The organism is Tenacibaculum sp. Ill (assembly GCF_051938915.1).
Classification (GTDB): Bacteria; Bacteroidota; Bacteroidia; order Flavobacteriales; family Flavobacteriaceae; genus Polaribacter; species Polaribacter larymnensis.
This window is the reverse complement of the sequence record NZ_JBPSCW010000002.1, coordinates 2,872,376-2,888,821: the sequence shown is the minus strand read 5'-3', so window position 1 is coordinate 2,888,821 and position 16,446 is coordinate 2,872,376. Positions and strand designations below refer to the sequence as shown.

The window sequence follows — 16,446 nt, the reverse complement described above, 5'->3', positions numbered from 1 at the left end:
TAAATTCAAATAGATTATGGAAATGCAACAATTTTATTACGATAATAAGATCGTAAAAAAATTCATCTACGCAACCTTACTATGGGGAATAGTAGGTTTTTCAGTAGGATTGTTATTGGCTTTTATGTTTTTATTCCCAAATTTAACTGATGGAATTTCATGGTTGAGTTTTGGGCGTTTAAGACCATTACATACAAATGCAGTAATTTTTGCATTCGTAGGAAATGCCATTTTTGCAGGAGTTTACTACTCATTGCAACGATTACTGAAAGCGCGTATGGCAAGTGATTTTTTAAGTAACTTTAACTTTTGGGGATGGCAGTTAATAATTGTTGCAGCAGCCATAACACTTCCGTTAGGGTATACAACTTCAAAAGAATATGCCGAATTAGAATGGCCAATTGATATAGCCATAGCATTAGTTTGGGTAGCTTTTGGTGCTAACATGATTTGGACAATCTTACAAAGAAGACAACGCCATTTATATGTAGCAATTTGGTTCTACTTAGGAACTTTTGTAACCGTAGCAGTATTACATATTTTTAATAGTTTAGAATTACCTGTAAGCTTTATGAAAAGTTATTCAGTATACGCAGGTGTTCAAGATGCATTAGTACAATGGTGGTACGGACATAATGCGGTAGCGTTCTTCTTAACGACTCCGTTCTTAGGGTTAATGTACTACTTTGTTCCCAAAGCGGCTAACCGTCCGGTATATTCATATAGATTATCTATTGTACACTTCTGGTCGTTAATTTTTATCTACATCTGGGCAGGACCTCACCACTTATTATATACATCATTACCAGATTGGGCTCAAAATTTAGGAGTAGCATTCTCTGTAATGTTAATTGCACCATCTTGGGGAGGTATGATCAACGGATTACTAACACTTCGTGGAGCTTGGGATAAAGTAAGAGTAGACCCAGTATTAAAATTCATGGTAGTTGCAATTACAGGTTATGGTATGGCAACGTTTGAAGGACCAATGTTATCATTAAAGAATGTAAATGCAATTGCACACTTTAGTGATTGGATTATTGCTCACGTACACGTAGGAGCCTTAGCATGGAACGGATTCTTAACTTTCGGTATGTTATACTGGTTAGTACCAAGAATGTTTAAAACAAAATTATACTCTACAGCATTAGCAAACTTCCACTTCTGGATAGGTACCTTAGGTATTATCATGTATGCATTACCAATGTATGTAGCAGGATTTGTACAAGCATCAATGTGGAAACAATTCAACCCTGATGGAACCTTAACATATGGTAACTTCTTAGAAACAGTAAACGAGATTATTCCAATGTACTGGATGCGTGCTATCGGAGGAAGTTTATTTATTCTTGGAGCATTTGTAATGTTATATAACATCGTTAAAACTGTAAGGTCAGGTAGTGGAGTAACAGATGAATTAGCAGAAGCAGCAGCATTAACAAAAGTATCTAAATACAGAACTTCTAAAGAAGGATGGCACACTTGGTTAGAAAGAAGACCAGTAAAATTAACTATCTATGCTACTGTAGCTATTTTAATTGGAGGTGTTGTTCAAATTATACCAACCTTATTAGTAAAGTCAAATATTCCAACTATAACAAGTGTACAACCATATACTCCACTAGAATTAGAAGGAAGAGATATTTATATCCGTGAAGGATGTGTAGGGTGTCACTCACAAATGGTACGTCCGTTCAGATCAGAAGTAGAACGTTATGGAGAATTTGCAAAAGCAGGAGAGTTTGTATACGATCATCCATTCTTATGGGGTTCTAAACGTACAGGACCAGATTTATTAAGAGTTGGAGGAAAATATAATGACAGCTGGCACTTAAATCACATGTACGATCCGCAAAGTACTTCACCTGGTTCTATCATGCCTTCATACCAATGGTTAGTAAGAGATAAACTAGATAAGAGTGATACAGAAGGCAAAATGAAAGCAATGGTTAGCCTAGGTGTTCCTTATACTGAAGAAGATATAGCCAATGCGCAGGCAAGTATGGAAGAACAAGGAGCTAAAATTCAAGAGAACTTATATGCTGATCCAGACTTTGCAACAAATTATGAAGCAGATAAAAAGTACGCTCAAGAAAACGGACAAACTTTCATTGAAATGAAAGATAGAGAAATCGTAGCCCTAATTGCTTATTTACAACGACTAGGTACCGATATTAAGATTAAAGATGTTGAAGATCAATTAAGCGCTAAAAACTAGAAATCATGTTAAAGTTTGTAAAAAACCATATGGAAACTATTGCAGGTATTGAAATATACCCAATTATTTCGCTAACCATATTCTTTACATTTTTTGTAGTGTTGTTTTGGTGGGTGTTTACAGCCAAAAGAGAATATATAAGTAATGTAAGTAAATTACCTTTAGATAATTAGTAAAATTAAACAAGATGAAAAAATATTTTCAATCTATAGTATATATCATTTTTGTTGCAGTTACCTTTTTTGCTATAACAACTGCAATTAAATCATATGAAAACCCATTTAGCCTGTATGAACATCCGTTAGTATGGATAGCAATTGTAGGGCTCGTAACAGCAGTTGTGTTAAAAGAAGTTTTAAATATAGTAGCGCAACAAAAAGCAGAGCAACTTCAAATGGAAAAAGATGGTATTCAGCCAGAAGAAGTTGATAACTGGGCTTGGGCGAAGAAAATTATAAATAAATGGACGGAAGCTAAAGCGATAGAAGAAGAGGATGAAATTATATTAGATCATAACTATGATGGAATTAAAGAGTTAGATAATAACTTACCACCATGGTGGCTATATATGTTCTACGCAACAATAGTTTTTGCAGCCGTATACTTAGTAAGATATCATGTACTGGGAGCAGATAACCAAGAGATGGAATACGCTCAAGCTGTAGCAGAAGCTAAAAGAGAGTTAGCAGCATTTAAATCAAATTCTAAAGAAGCAGTTATTGATGCTGAAACAGTAACAGTTTTAACAGATGCTGGTGATTTAAGTAGAGGTAAAGCTGTATACAACTTAAACTGTGCTGCATGTCATATTGCAGATGGTGGTGGAGGTATTGGACCAAACTTAACCGATGAATATTGGATTTTAGGAGGAGGTATAAAAAATATCTTTAATACTATTTCTAATGGAGGTAGAGACGGTAAAGGTATGGTAGCTTGGAACAAAACGTTGAAGCCAAAAGATATTCAAAAGGTAGCAAGTTATATTATTTCTTTACAAGGAACTACACCAGCAAAACCAAAAGAGCCTCAAGGAGAGTTATATAAAGAAGAGGGTCAAGCGCCAACTGTTGCTGAACCTTTAGAAGAGCAAGTAAAAGACAGTATTCAATAAAAATAGTAGTTACAAATTAGTTTTTAATAGTTGATTATGGAAACACCCAAAAACGAACAATTCAGAGATAGTATTGGTACTATAAATGATGAAGGAAAAAGGGCTTGGGTGTTTCCAAAAAAACCAAGTGGTAAGTTTTATAAATATCGAAGCTATGTAAGCTACTTTTTATTAGCATTTTTATTACTAGCACCGTTTGTTAAAATCAACGGAAATCAGTTTTTACTATTTAATGTTTTAGAACGTAAGTTTAACATTTTCGGATTTCCTTTTTGGCCTCAAGATTTCCATTTAATGGTGATTTCAATGATAATAGGAGTAGTATTTATCATCCTATTTACTGTTGTATTTGGTCGAATTTTCTGTGGATGGATTTGCCCACAAACCATTTTTTTAGAAATGGTTTTCAGAAAAATTGAATATTTAATAGAAGGAGATAGAGGAAAACAAATTCGTTTAGCTAAACAAGCATGGAATGCTGAAAAAATAAGAAAAAGAGTTTTAAAATGGATAGCCTTTTTTATCATCTCTTTTATTATAGCAAACGTTTTCTTAGCGTATCTAATAGGAAGTGATAAATTAATAAGTTACATAACAGGTAACCCATTAGACCATATTAGTACTTTAATATCATTGCTAATCTTTACAGGGGTTTTCTATTTTATTTTTGCATGGTTTAGAGAACAGGTGTGTATTATAGCTTGTCCTTATGGTAGGCTGCAAGGAGTGCTGTTAGATAATAAAACTATTAATGTAGCTTATGACCACGTAAGAGGAGAAGGTAAAACAGGAAGAGGAAAGTTTAATAAAAAAGAAGATAGAGCAGCGACAGGAAAAGGAGATTGTATAGATTGTTTTCAGTGTGTGAATGTATGTCCTACAGGAATTGATATTCGTAATGGTACACAGTTAGAATGTGTAAACTGCACCGCCTGTATTGATGAATGTGATCACATGATGGAAAAGGTAGGCTTACCAAAAGGATTAATCCGTTATGCAAGTGAAGAAAATATTGTTAAGAAAGCGCCTTTTAAGTTCACTTCAAGAATGAAAGGGTACTCAGCAGTATTGTTTATTTTAATAGGGATTTTAGTAGGAATGCTATTTTTAAGAAATGATGTAGAAGCAACAATTTTACGATTACCGGGTCAGTTATATCAACATAAAGAAAATGGGGTTATTAGTAATATTTACACTTTTAAAGTGGTAAATAAGACAACAAAACAGATTGATAATGTGAGTTATAAATTATTGTCTCATAAAGGGAAAATAGAGACTGTAACACATCAAGATTTTGAAGTTCCAAAACAAGGATTGGCAGAAGGAACTTTGTTCATAGAGTTACATCAATCTGAAATGAAAGACGAAAAAGAAAAACTAAAAATAGGAGTGTATAGTGGCGATAAACTTATTGAAACAACTACAACCAACTTTTTAGGACCAAGAAGTTATAGATAAACCAGTCTAAGGTTATTAGTTTTCGTAAGTATGACTAAGAGCCAAAGGCTAAAAATTAAATAAAATGAAACTAAACTGGGGCACGGGTATAGTAATAGCAATTGTAGGGTTTATAGGCTTTATCATGTATTTTGTAATCACTATGAGTACAGGTAAAAACTATAACCACGATTTGGTAACTGAAAAATACTATCAACAAGAATTAGAATTTCAGAACAAATTAGACGCTACTAAAAATGCAAAAGCATTAAAAGACAATATTAAAATAGAAAAAGTTACTGAAGGAATTAAAGTCTATTTTCCAACAGACTTTAATCCTAAAGATATAAAAGGAAAAGTGTTCCTATACAGACCATCTGATAAACAATTGGATTTCGAAATGCCTATTTCGATTTCCGAAACATATTTGCTCGTGCCTGAGAAACGTTTGTTGGGTGGTCGTTGGAACATAACAGTTTCCTGGAACTACAAAAATAAAGATTATTTATTTCAGAAAGAGTTGGTGTATTAATGTTTCTCTCAGCAATTATATTTGGTTTATTAGGAAGCTTCCACTGTATTGGCATGTGTGGTCCTATAGCCTTTATGTTACCTGTAGATAGAACGAATAAAGTAAAGCAGTTTTTTCAAATTACCAGTTATCATTTTGGACGCTTATTTACTTATAGTTTAATAGGTTTTTTGTTTGGTTTATTAGGAAAAGGGTTTTATTTCTTCGGATTTCAGCAACAACTTTCTATCATCGTTGGCGTATTAATGATTTTGGCAATCCTTGTTCCCAAAACCTTTCAAAAATACAACTTCTCAAATCCAATAAATAAATTAGTAATGAAGGTAAAATCTACTCTGGGAAAAGAGTTAAAGAAAAAAGGAAACGATACCTTTTTTACAATTGGTTTTTTAAACGGTTTTTTACCTTGTGGCTTAGTATATATGGCAGTTTTTGGAGCACTAACTACAACAAATATGTTGTCAGGAAGCCTATATATGTTTCTATTCGGGCTAGGAACTATACCGTTAATGACAGCAGTAGTTTATGTAGGTAATTTTGCAAATGGCTTGGTGCGAAAAAGAATTCAACAAGCAATACCTTATGTTGTAGTTTTTATAGGCGTATTGTTTATTCTTAGAGGATTAGGGTTAGGAATACCTTATGTTTCACCACTTCCTGTAACAGATATTCATAATTCAGTTGAAGGCTGTCATTAATCATAATTTAAAACAGTCTAAATACTTATTTACTAGTTAGTTCTTTTGTTTATTAGTTATACCAATACCTTGTGTTATACGGTTTCCTTGATTATCGATTATTACATTTCCTTTTAATGTAAAAGCATCATAAAAACTAAGAATTGTTTTGTTTGGTAAAAAAGTTGCATCCACAGTAACTTTACCATAAGTATCATTTAAAAAAGGATTGTTTTCTTCATTAAAATCCCATAGTTTATTTCCTGTTATAGTATCATATGCTGAAATGATATAAGGAGTTTCTTTTTTTATGTTGACTTTGTGTCTAATAATAACAACATTATTTGTGTAAGAAATAATTTTAGCATTTAAAAACACAGCTTCTTGTAAAGTAGTAGCTAGCTTTTTCTTTTTTGCAAATAATTTATACCTATGTTCGTTTATACGTCTTAAATAGTATGTACTGTTAGTGTATTTGTATTTGTCAGTAATTAAATTATCATCTGTATGTAAGTATAATACCTCACCATAATTAGTTTTTACATAAATACTATTTTTTTGAGCAGACGAGTAACTTAATTCGGCAATACCACTTTTTTGATGTTTTTTAGGCATCATACGGTTTAAATCCTCTTTGTTTTTTATAACCATGTTGCTGTTAACCATGTTAAAAGCTTTTATATAATTATTAGAAGCTTCAAATAACCATAAGGTATCTTTTGCACTAAAAGTGTAAACATTATTGCCTGGAATAACTAACTTTTCAAATAAAACAGTATCTACTTTGGTAGTGTTAAATTTTCTTACAACTAAAAATGAAGAGTCATTGCTTACGGTTTTGTGTTCTTTAATATAGTTACCTTTTATTTTTTGTATACCTATTTCCCAAATTTCATTATTAGGATTATATATACGCTCTTTAAGTACATAAGCACCTCTTTCATTGATGTTTAAAAAAGAATCAATATTTATGTATTTGGGCATAAAGTAGAAGCTAACAACAAGTAGTGTTAAAATAAAATCTCTTTTGGCTAATTGCGTGTTTTGTGCTTTAAAATTTAAAAATGTTGCAATAGCAGAAAATACTCCAAAGTAAAAAATTAAAGCAATAAAAATCACTAAAAGTAAGGGTAAGGCTACATATAAACCATCATTGTTTAATACAAAAAAATCAAAAGTCCATCCATTTTGTCCTGGTTTATATGAATAATGTGTACTAGTATATGCTATAGGTCTATTAAAAAAAAGACGATTGGGTATGGTAATAAAAAACTTTAATAAAATACCTAAAATAGAAACGACCATTAAAGAAATAAAGGCACGTACACCAACGCCCACAGATCTAGAAGAGTTTTTATTCATAACAAATGTAAAATTTAAGAAAGCAAATGTATAGAATATATAGTGGTTTATAAAGTGACAAAAATCATAGTTTTACTAATAAAATTTAGGTAACTTTATAGGAGACATTAAACCTAAAAGTAATTAATCATGAAAAAAATTATAGTCCCAGTTGATTTTTCTGAATATTCTGAAAATGCTTTACAAACAGCAGCTTTTTTAGCAAAAAGATCAGACGCTGAAGTATTGGTAGTACATATGCTTGAGTTGTCTAACGCTGTCTTAAGTCGCTCAGAAAGTTATTTACAACAAGAAATGTTATTTTACCTACAAATGTCTGAAAAAAAGTTAGCAGAATTTTTAAAGAAAGATTATTTATCAGGAATAAAAATAAGACCAGTTATAAAACATTTTAAAATATTTAGTGAGATAGACCTTTTAGCAAGAAACGAAGGAGCAGATTTGATAGTTATGGGGTCTAAAGGAGCTAGTGGTTTAAAAGAAATGTTTATAGGTTCTAATACAGAAAAAGTAATTCGTTATGCACATGTACCTGTATTAGTTATTAAAGAAGAGCCAGTAGTAAAACAAATAGAAAAGGTATTATTTGCTTGCGATTTTTCTGATGATGACGTGAAGCCATACAAGGAAGCAAAAGAGTTTCTTAAGAAGTTTAATGCAGATATGGAACTAGTGTATGTGAGTACTCCAACTTCTAAATTTAAAAGTACAAAAGAGTTAGAAGAAAGAATGAAGCGTTTTTTCAATCAAACTAATGAAAGTTATGATGAAGGTGTTCATAAAGTAAAAATAATTTCTGATTACACAGTAGAAAAAGGAGTGTTTTACCATGCAAATAAAATAAATTCAGATGCTTTAGTGGTAGCGACTCATGGAAGAAAAGGAATAGCACACTTTTTTGAAGGTAGCATTTCAGAAGATATTGCTAATCATAGTAAATTACCAGTGCTGTCTTTTAAAATTTAATACACAGAAAATAAAAAAAGCTCATTCAAATTGAATGAGCTTTTTTATCTTTATAAGAGGAAAATTTTACTTTTCTTCTTTAGCTTTTATATCATCTACAAATTTTTGTAAACGTTTACCATATTCAGAGCTTTTAACTTTATCTGTTAAACTGTTATTAATAGTATCTAAAAGTTGAATGTTAGCGTCGTATAATTCAGATAATGCAATATATGGTGCAGCTTCACTATCAGCGTTTGCAATGGCAAAGTTTGTAGAGAATAAGTAACGACGACGGATCATTTTTTTGTAATCAGCTTCTACCTGCTCTAATTGTACTTCATCCTGAGCTTGACGAGCTTCAACTTCTTTTTTAACAAAGTCTAAACGTTGATCTATAAATCGTTGGTTTACTTTACGGTATTCGTCCATTACCTCCTGGTTTTTAGAACCTTTAATTTCAGGCTTAAAACCAAATTCTTCAATTTTATCGTTTATAGTAATTTCACCTTCTTCACCAAAAAACATGATGTGTTTATCTGTGGTATTACCATCAAAAGTTAGGTAATATATTACAGGAGATTCAATATTATCTGTTAGTATAAATTTATCATCACCTAACAACGCCATAGAATCAACAGATACCAATAATGTATCCTTCATCTTTTGAAGATATAAAGTACCTTTTTTTAATCCTTTAATCTGACCTTTAACAACCATGTTACCCTCTTTTTTAGAGGAACAAGCAAAAGCAACAAGTGCAATTGCGAAAAGAGCAATAATTTTCTTCATTGAATTCAAAATTTGTCTGTTGCAAATATGCAGATTTCTCCTAAACTTTTGAGGCTATTTCCATTAAAATTGTACATAGGATTGCACCTACAGTACCGATAGCGTATCCAAAAACAGCTAATAAAACACCTACGGTTGCTAAAGAAGGGTGAAAAGCTTGTGCTACAATTGGAGCAGAAGCAGCTCCTCCTACATTTGCTTGACTTCCTACAGCTAGGAAGAAATATGGAGCGCGAATTAATTTAGCTACTAATATTAATAATCCAGCATGAATTGCCATCCATACTAAACCAATAAAAATTAAATTGAAATTATCAAAAATTAGCGTTAAGTCCATTTTCATACCAATAGTTGCTACGAGTACATAAATGAAAATACTTCCTATTTTACTAGCACCGGCACCTTCGTAATTTTTAGCTTTAGTAAAAGATAAAACAACAGCAGCAATTGTTGATATACTAATTAACCAGAAGAAGTTAGAACCCAAGAAAGAGAAAATGTTTCTCATAGTTTGAGACTCCATACTTGCTGTAAACGAAGCAAAAACATCACTTAAATACGCTCCTGCAAAATGACCAAAACCAACAGTTCCAAAAGCAATAGCAAGCATAATTATAAAATCGGTTAAAGTTGGATTTCTTTTAACACTTTGAGTAAAGTTAGAAACTCTTTGTTTTAAATCTTCAATAGCTGAGGTATCAGCTTTTAACCATTTATCTATTTTATCTTTTTTACCAATTCCAATTAAAATGATTGCCATCCAAATATTAGCCACTACAATATCAACAAATACCATTCCTCCATATTTAGCAGGATTGTATTGGTAAATTTCTAGCATGGCAGTTTGGTTAGCTCCACCACCAATCCAGCTACCAGCTAAGGTAGAAAGTCCTCTCCAAACAGCATCAAAACCTGCACCGCCAACTGTTTCTGGTGAAACAGAAGAAATTAATAAAATGGCTATTGGCCCTCCAATTACAATTCCTATAGTACCTGTAAAAAACATGATTAATGCTTTTGAACCTAAGTTAAAAATAGCTTTTAAATCGATACTTAAAGTCATTAAAACTAAGGCAGCAGGCAATAGAAATCGGCTAGAAACATAGTATAGTTGTGATTTGTTTTTTACGACTTCGCCAGCAGCACTAGTAGTTTCCCATTCTGGGGAGATAATACCAAGAGTTGTAAATATTGCAGGGATAAAATAAGCCATAAATAATCCTGGGACTATTTTGTAAAACTTAGGCCAAAACCCTGTAGTTTTTGATTCTGTATAAAATACAAAACCTAACGAAATCATTAAAATACCAAATACGATTGCATCGTTTGTAAAAAGAGGTGCTTCCATTTAAAAAATAATTTGCCGCTAAAGTATGAAATATTAGTTAGTTCTATTTTCTATGACCTGTGCTGATTGCAACCCCTAATTGAATTCTATTAAAGTTACCAACCTCATTTAGATTTATCAGTTGATATCCTGCTTGAAGCTTAACTATATCAGATACTTTGTATTTAAAGCCAGCTCCAAACCAGTTTTGATTATAGGCTTCACCCTTAAAGTCTAAAAAAGTTTCATTATACAAATATGTAGACCATTTTTCATTGATAGGATGCCCTAAGGCCAATTGGTATCGGAAAAAATTACCAGTTGTTGATTCAAAAAAACGTTGTTCTCCTCTAAAACGATGTGCTAAATTTAAGCTAGCTATTTTATGCTTTACATTTAGGTCTTCATAAATTCGATGTTCGTTAAAATCTCCTGCATCAATATCAAAAGCTCTATCAGTATTTAAGAAAGCGTATCCTACAGTAGCGCTTAAAGTTTTGTTGAATTTATAATTACCACCTAAACGTCCAATGAATTGCTGCATATCGTCTCCAATTTCAAAAAAACGGAAATGCGCCATGCTTTTTAAACTAAACTTATCAGAAATTTGATGAGATCCGTTGTACATATACCATACACCTAATTCTTTTGTTGGGTCTGGGGCTGCTGATTGTTGAGCGAAATTATTTAATGAAAATAAAGTGATAATTAATAAAGTTAACTTTTTCATAATTGTTAAAGTGGTTGTTTGTTATATTAAAAATCCCCTACATATCCGTATCCGGTATATGTAGGAGATTTAATTGTTATGTAAGCAAAAATAAAAACCAGAGTTTTCTTACGAAAAATTAGGATGTTAAAATTGCGCCAACTTGTTTATAATTCATCATTTTTAATAGGCTCTTCTTTTTTTAGATAAGTATCTAAAAATTGTAAAATTCTACTATTAGCTTCTATTTGATTTTCCTTTTTAACAAAACCATGTCCTTCATCATCAAAAAGAACATATTCTACTGGAACTCCATTTTTCTTAACTCCAGCTACAATTTCATCAGACTCCACTTGTAAAACTCTTGGGTCTTTAGCTCCTTGTAATACCATTAATGGTTTTGTTACTTTATCTGTATGAAATAAAGGAGAAATTCTTTTCAATCTTACCGAGTCTGCAGAGTGTGGATCACCTAACTCTTTGTATAAAGCTTCTCTAAAAGACTCCCACCAAGAAGGAATGCTTTTTAAGGTGCGCATCCAGTTCGTAACTCCGTAAATGTTTACTCCAACAGCAAATTCTTCAGGAGTATATGTTAAAGCAGCCATTGTCATATAACCACCGTAAGAACCTCCTATGATTCCTATTTTTTCAGCGTCTATTTCTGGTTGTTTTGCTAACCAATTTTTGCCCTCTACACAATCTTGCAAATCTTTTTCTCCGTGGTTTAAATCATCCATAGTAAAAAAGGTTTTACCATATCCGCTACTACCACGATTATTAACAGCCAAAACAGCATATCCGTGGTTTACTAAATATTGAATTCTTGAATTAAAATTTTGACGTGATTGTCCTCCTGGGCCTCCATGAACCCAAACCAAAGCAGGAACTTTAGTATCTTTTGAAGCTTGATGTGGCAAGTAGTAGATTGCAGGAATAGTTACTCCATCAAAAGAAGGGTAACGGATTACTTTCGCTTTTACTAAATCTTCGGGATTAATATCTTTATTTAATACGTCAGTTAGTTGTGTTTGCTTTTTTGTTTTTAAGTCATACACATATAAGTTAGAAGGAGTGTTAGAGCCACCAGCATAAAAACGCATTATGCTTTCATCTCTAGAAAAACCAACACTAGTAATGCTTTTTCCATTAACATTAGGTAGTTCTATGTTTTTACCAGCTTTAACATCATAAACTTCAATTACATTCTTAGCATCTTCATTAATATATGTTACTCTGTAGCTACCATTATTGGTAAAGTAACTTCCAGAAATATCCCAGTCTTTAGCTAATACTTTTTCTGTTTCATTGGTACTAATAGTATATTTCATTAAGGTAGCAAATTCACCTTCCGCATCTGTTGTGTAGTAAAACTCAGTATCATCGATAGAAAAATCAGCTGCTGAATTACCACTTAATCTTAGGTTAATTTTTGTAATTACTTTGGTGGTTCTATCAAACAAAAACAAATCACTATCGTTGGTGTTAACTGTTTTGCTTAGTGCTAACATATTTTTGTTGTTTGATATAGCCGAAACGTTATAGCCTTCTTTGTTTTCATAAATCATTTTAGGAGTAAAAGTTTCAAGATCCATTTCGTAGAGATCCATAAAGCGATTGTCTCTTTTGTTTGAAGTAAAAAAGAAGCTTTTTTCATCTTTAGCCCACCCAAAAAAGCTAGCTCTAGCTCCTTTAGTTGGTGTTAAATCTTTAATATAACCATTAAGTTCTCTTAAAAAGATGTGGTAAATTTCATCACCATTATTATCCATTCTAAACAGCATTCTTTCATCTTTTGGAAAATAAGAGGTTGCAAAAACTGAAGAGCTATCTGACTTTGTAATAGGCTCTAACTCACCACCAGAAGTTGAAACAGTGTACATATTATAAATTCCTGAACGATTACTAGTTACTAGTAATTTAGAGTTATCAGGAGAAAAACTTCCTCCAAAAACATTTTCGTTATCCATCATTTGCTCAATAGAGTATTTTTTGAGTGTTATAATGGCTTTATCAGAATCTTTTTTATCCATTTTACAGGCAACTACCGAAATGGCAATGGCAAGTAGTAAGAAATGTTTTTTCATAAGTGTATGTTTGGGTTATTAATTTTTGTTTTTAGCAAGCCCTTTTATTCTAAGCTAAATTGCTTGGTTTCTTTAAAAGGGGACAAGTCTATTTTTTCAACTTCAATCTTATATTCTTTCCAATCTTTATTAAAGAAAGCATTGGTTTTTTCTAGTGCTGGTTTTAATGCTTCTTTAAATTGAATAATTAATTGTTTTTCTGTAGAAGTTTGTTCGCCAAACCTACTATTTACATATCTGCTAGCTATTCCTAAACGTTGCGTAACATTCATTTCTGGATTTCGTGTAATACCCTGTCTTTTGTCTAATTTTCCTAAATAAACAGCTAAAAGTGTATCTATTTTCTGAACAATATTTTTAGAGTTTTTAATTGATTCTTTGTAAAGTTTTTTGTCTTTTTTAGATAGTTTTTGATTGAAATTATTTGCAATATTTTTACTCTCAACTAACTGTTTTACCACATCAGCTATAATTTTTTGTTGAGACTCTAAGTCTTTGGCTGTTGCATATTTTTGATCGATTGCGTTTTGAGAAATACGAAGTCTAGGATCAAACTTTACAGTAATATTTTTTTCTGATGTTTGGTTACCAAACGTAGCTTTTATTCTGTAAGTACCAGGTTTTACTTGTACACCTCTAGGTTCTCTTTTTTGTTTTCTGATTGTTTTTGAAGGTCGAGTAACACCTTTTTCACTCATAAACCAAACACCTTTGTGAATTCCATTTTCTTTAGGAGTTTTTCTTTTAATAGTTCGAATAAGTCTGTTACCATCAAAAACTTCAAATTTGATAGAGTCCCATTTCACAGTATTCTCATCATCTTTTTTTAGTGGTTTCTTATTTTTTTCATCAGACTTTTTTACTGGTTTTGGTTTATTCACATAAAACTGAACCAAAGCACCACGACCTCTATTAGTTCCATTAAACATAGCATCAGCACCAAATCGGCTACCAGTGGGTTGTTGATATGCTGCTTGATATGCTGTTGGTGGTGTAAATAACTCAATATTTTTGGTAAGAATATTTTTGTCTTTAGCTAAAGCTCTTAATGGACGAATATCATCTAATACCCAAGCTGCTCTACCAAAAGTACCAATAACTAAATCGTGTTCTCTTGGGTGAATTACTAAATCTTTTACAGGAACAGTAGGGAAGCCCTCAGTCCACTTAGTCCATTTTTTTCCTGCGTTTAAAGAAATATATAAACCATCGTCAGTTCCTAAGAAAAGTAAATTTGATTCAATAGGGTCTTCAATAATACACTGTGTAAAGCTTTTTACATCATTTTCATCAACAATACGTTCCCAAGTTGTTCCATAGTCTTTAGTTCTGTAAGCATAAGGTTTATAGTTAAAACGACGATAATCGTTAGCAACTAGTAAAGCTTCTCCTTTATTTTTGTTAGATGCTTTTATTTGCGTAATCCAACTGTTTTCTGGTAAACCTTTTAGGTTTTTGGCAACATTTGTCCAAGTTGTACCTCCATTTTTAGTAATATGTACTTGTCCATCATCAGTAGCAGCCCACAACATATCTTTTTCAATAGGAGAGGGTTCAATTACTAAAACAGTACAGTGGTTTTCTGCACCAGTAGCATCCATAGTTAATCCACCACTTTCAGATTGTTTGAGTTTACTTTTATCATTTGTAGTTAAGTCTGGAGAAATTACTTTCCACGTTAAGCCTTTATCGGTTGATTTATGTACAAACTGACTTCCAAAATATAGTGTAGAATTATCAAAAGGATCAATATTAATAGCTGCATTCCAATTGAAACGTAGCTTTACATTAGCATCAGGATGTGTTGGACGAACGGTATAGTTGTTACCTGTTTTGTAATCGTAGCGAGATACATATCCTTGTTGACTCATAGACCAGCCATAACGCGAGTCGTCTTTATCAGGAATAACATCAAAACCATCTCCAAAACTAATCTCTTGCCAATACGAATTTCGTATTCCTTGTGCTTTCCATACATAAGCGGGTCCTCTCCAAGAACCGTTATCTTGCATACCGCCATACACATTATATGGAAACTCATTATCTACATTAATATGATAAAATTGAGCTACAGGTAAATTACCAATAAAACGCCAAGTTTTACCACCGTCTTTGGTAACATTCATTCCTCCATCATTTCCATCAATCATAAATTTTCCATTTTTAGGGTGAATCCACCAAGCGTGATGGTCTGGGTGAATACCGTTATCAACTCCATATGCAGGCATGAGTTGTTTGAAGCTTTTTCCACCATCAATAGAAACATTTACGTACGTAAAAACAGTATATAACTTATGTTCGTTTTGAGGATCTACATAAATTTCTGAATAGTAAAAAGGTCTATTTCCAATGCCTTTTTTATCATTAATTTTTTTCCAAGAAAAACCACCATCTTCACTTTTATATAAAGCATTTTTCTTTGCTTCAACAAGAGCATACACAGTATTTGGGTTCGAAGGAGCGATTGCTACGCCAATTCTACCTAGTTCACCTTTAGGGAAGCCTTCTTTTTCGGTAATTTTCTTCCAGTTATCGCCACCGTCATGAGTAATGTATAAACCACTTCCTTCACCTCCAGATTTAAAAAACCAAGGATTTCGTTTGTGTTCCCACATAGCTGCTATTAGTTTATTAGGATTGGATGGATCCATAATTAAATCAGCAGCACCAGTTTTGTTATTGTTGAATAAAATTTGTTTCCAAGTTTTACCACCGTCGGTAGTTTTATATACACCACGTTCTTTATGTTCTCCCCAAGGAGATCCGATAGCGCCTACGTAAACAACATCCGGATTGTTTGGGTGTATAACTACACGATGTATGTGACGTGTTTTTTCTAATCCCATTGACTTCCATGATCTACCACCATCAAGAGACTTGAAAATTCCGTAACCACCATTTAAACTATTACGAGGATTTCCTTCACCAGTTCCTGCCCAAATTACACTAGGATTGGATTGTTGTATGGCTAAAGCACCAATAGAAGCAGTTACTTCTTTATCAAAAATAGGTTCCCATTTAATACCTCCTGAAGTAGATTTCCAAATACCTCCTGAAGCTGTACCAACAAACATAATATCAGGGTTGGATTCTACAACATCAATGGCTGTTACACGTCCGCTCATTCCACCAGGACCAATATTTCTTGGTTTCATGTTTTTGATTAAATCCATTGAGAATTCTTGAGAAAAAGCAGCACAAGAGAAGGTTATAAATAGGAGATAAAAAAGTTTTTTCATAATAGTTAGT

General features: G+C 32.4%; 13 protein-coding genes. 7 read left to right on the top strand and 6 right to left on the bottom strand.

Features of this window, described 5'->3' with window-relative positions; genetic code table 11:
- Window positions 1-16: 16 nt before the first annotated feature.
- The 6 genes from ccoN (at window position 17) to ACTPNM_RS13525 (ending at window position 5,996) form a co-directional block, all read left to right on the top strand.
- Window positions 17-2,218 (top strand): cytochrome-c oxidase, cbb3-type subunit I, encoded by a 2,202-nt coding sequence (gene ccoN / locus ACTPNM_RS13550; protein ID WP_274640320.1) that lies wholly within the window; start codon window positions 17-19, stop codon window positions 2,216-2,218.
- Between the two features lie 5 nt (window positions 2,219-2,223).
- Complete coding sequence (locus tag ACTPNM_RS13545) at window positions 2,224-2,391, top strand: CcoQ/FixQ family Cbb3-type cytochrome c oxidase assembly chaperone (RefSeq protein ID WP_115902066.1); 168 nt, start codon at window positions 2,224-2,226, stop codon at window positions 2,389-2,391.
- A 14-nt stretch (window positions 2,392-2,405) separates the two neighbouring features.
- Window positions 2,406-3,329 (top strand): cbb3-type cytochrome c oxidase N-terminal domain-containing protein, encoded by a 924-nt coding sequence (locus tag ACTPNM_RS13540; protein WP_440122341.1) that lies wholly within the window; start codon window positions 2,406-2,408, stop codon window positions 3,327-3,329.
- Between the two features lie 36 nt (window positions 3,330-3,365).
- Complete coding sequence (gene ccoG, locus ACTPNM_RS13535) at window positions 3,366-4,787, top strand: cytochrome c oxidase accessory protein CcoG (RefSeq protein WP_440122339.1); 1,422 nt, start codon at window positions 3,366-3,368, stop codon at window positions 4,785-4,787.
- Between the two features lie 64 nt (window positions 4,788-4,851).
- Window positions 4,852-5,298 (top strand): FixH family protein, encoded by a 447-nt coding sequence (locus ACTPNM_RS13530; RefSeq protein WP_440122338.1) that lies wholly within the window; start codon window positions 4,852-4,854, stop codon window positions 5,296-5,298.
- Window positions 5,298-5,996, top strand: a complete 699-nt coding sequence (locus ACTPNM_RS13525; protein ID WP_440122337.1) for a sulfite exporter TauE/SafE family protein — start codon at window positions 5,298-5,300, stop codon at window positions 5,994-5,996. The genes ACTPNM_RS13530 and ACTPNM_RS13525 overlap by 1 nt, the downstream gene beginning before the upstream one ends.
- 36 nt (window positions 5,997-6,032) lie before the next feature.
- Here ACTPNM_RS13525 and ACTPNM_RS13520 read toward each other — a convergent pair whose 3' ends face one another.
- Window positions 6,033-7,337, bottom strand: a complete 1,305-nt coding sequence (locus tag ACTPNM_RS13520) for a hypothetical protein (protein ID WP_440122335.1) — start codon at window positions 7,335-7,337, stop codon at window positions 6,033-6,035.
- Window positions 7,338-7,466: 129 nt separating this feature from the next.
- Between ACTPNM_RS13520 and ACTPNM_RS13515 the strand changes: the two genes are divergently transcribed.
- Window positions 7,467-8,303, top strand: coding sequence for a universal stress protein (locus ACTPNM_RS13515; RefSeq protein WP_440122334.1), 837 nt, complete (start codon window positions 7,467-7,469; stop codon window positions 8,301-8,303).
- Window positions 8,304-8,369: 66 nt separating this feature from the next.
- Here the strand turns inward: ACTPNM_RS13515 and ACTPNM_RS13510 are convergent, their stop codons facing one another.
- From ACTPNM_RS13510 to ACTPNM_RS13490, 5 genes are all read right to left on the bottom strand, one after another.
- Window positions 8,370-9,074: a DUF4369 domain-containing protein gene (locus ACTPNM_RS13510; RefSeq protein WP_274640314.1), complete on the bottom strand. Its 705-nt coding sequence runs from the start codon at window positions 9,072-9,074 to the stop codon at window positions 8,370-8,372.
- Between the two features lie 40 nt (window positions 9,075-9,114).
- Window positions 9,115-10,422 (bottom strand): DUF819 domain-containing protein, encoded by a 1,308-nt coding sequence (locus ACTPNM_RS13505; RefSeq protein ID WP_430730015.1) that lies wholly within the window; start codon window positions 10,420-10,422, stop codon window positions 9,115-9,117.
- Window positions 10,423-10,465: 43 nt separating this feature from the next.
- On the bottom strand, window positions 10,466-11,131 hold the full coding sequence (locus ACTPNM_RS13500) for a DUF2490 domain-containing protein (RefSeq protein ID WP_440122333.1): 666 nt from the start codon (window positions 11,129-11,131) through the stop codon (window positions 10,466-10,468).
- Window positions 11,132-11,277: 146 nt separating this feature from the next.
- On the bottom strand, window positions 11,278-13,197 hold the full coding sequence (locus tag ACTPNM_RS13495) for an alpha/beta fold hydrolase (RefSeq protein ID WP_440122332.1): 1,920 nt from the start codon (window positions 13,195-13,197) through the stop codon (window positions 11,278-11,280).
- A 44-nt stretch (window positions 13,198-13,241) separates the two neighbouring features.
- The gene (locus ACTPNM_RS13490; RefSeq protein WP_440122331.1) at window positions 13,242-16,436 is read right to left on the bottom strand and encodes a WD40/YVTN/BNR-like repeat-containing protein; all 3,195 of its coding nucleotides are present in this window, start codon (window positions 16,434-16,436) and stop codon (window positions 13,242-13,244) included.
- Window positions 16,437-16,446: the final 10 nt, after the last annotated feature.

Coding starts and splice junctions, on each gene's coding strand:
- ccoN (WP_274640320.1), top strand. CDS start 17: ATGGAAATGCAACAATTTTATTACGATAATAAGATCGTAAAAAAATTC.
- ACTPNM_RS13545 (WP_115902066.1), top strand. CDS start 2,224: ATGTTAAAGTTTGTAAAAAACCATATGGAAACTATTGCAGGTATTGAA.
- ACTPNM_RS13540 (WP_440122341.1), top strand. CDS start 2,406: ATGAAAAAATATTTTCAATCTATAGTATATATCATTTTTGTTGCAGTT.
- ccoG (WP_440122339.1), top strand. CDS start 3,366: ATGGAAACACCCAAAAACGAACAATTCAGAGATAGTATTGGTACTATA.
- ACTPNM_RS13530 (WP_440122338.1), top strand. CDS start 4,852: ATGAAACTAAACTGGGGCACGGGTATAGTAATAGCAATTGTAGGGTTT.
- ACTPNM_RS13525 (WP_440122337.1), top strand. CDS start 5,298: ATGTTTCTCTCAGCAATTATATTTGGTTTATTAGGAAGCTTCCACTGT.
- ACTPNM_RS13520 (WP_440122335.1), bottom strand. CDS start 7,337: ATGAATAAAAACTCTTCTAGATCTGTGGGCGTTGGTGTACGTGCCTTT.
- ACTPNM_RS13515 (WP_440122334.1), top strand. CDS start 7,467: ATGAAAAAAATTATAGTCCCAGTTGATTTTTCTGAATATTCTGAAAAT.
- ACTPNM_RS13510 (WP_274640314.1), bottom strand. CDS start 9,074: ATGAAGAAAATTATTGCTCTTTTCGCAATTGCACTTGTTGCTTTTGCT.
- ACTPNM_RS13505 (WP_430730015.1), bottom strand. CDS start 10,422: ATGGAAGCACCTCTTTTTACAAACGATGCAATCGTATTTGGTATTTTA.
- ACTPNM_RS13500 (WP_440122333.1), bottom strand. CDS start 11,131: ATGAAAAAGTTAACTTTATTAATTATCACTTTATTTTCATTAAATAAT.
- ACTPNM_RS13495 (WP_440122332.1), bottom strand. CDS start 13,197: ATGAAAAAACATTTCTTACTACTTGCCATTGCCATTTCGGTAGTTGCC.
- ACTPNM_RS13490 (WP_440122331.1), bottom strand. CDS start 16,436: ATGAAAAAACTTTTTTATCTCCTATTTATAACCTTCTCTTGTGCTGCT.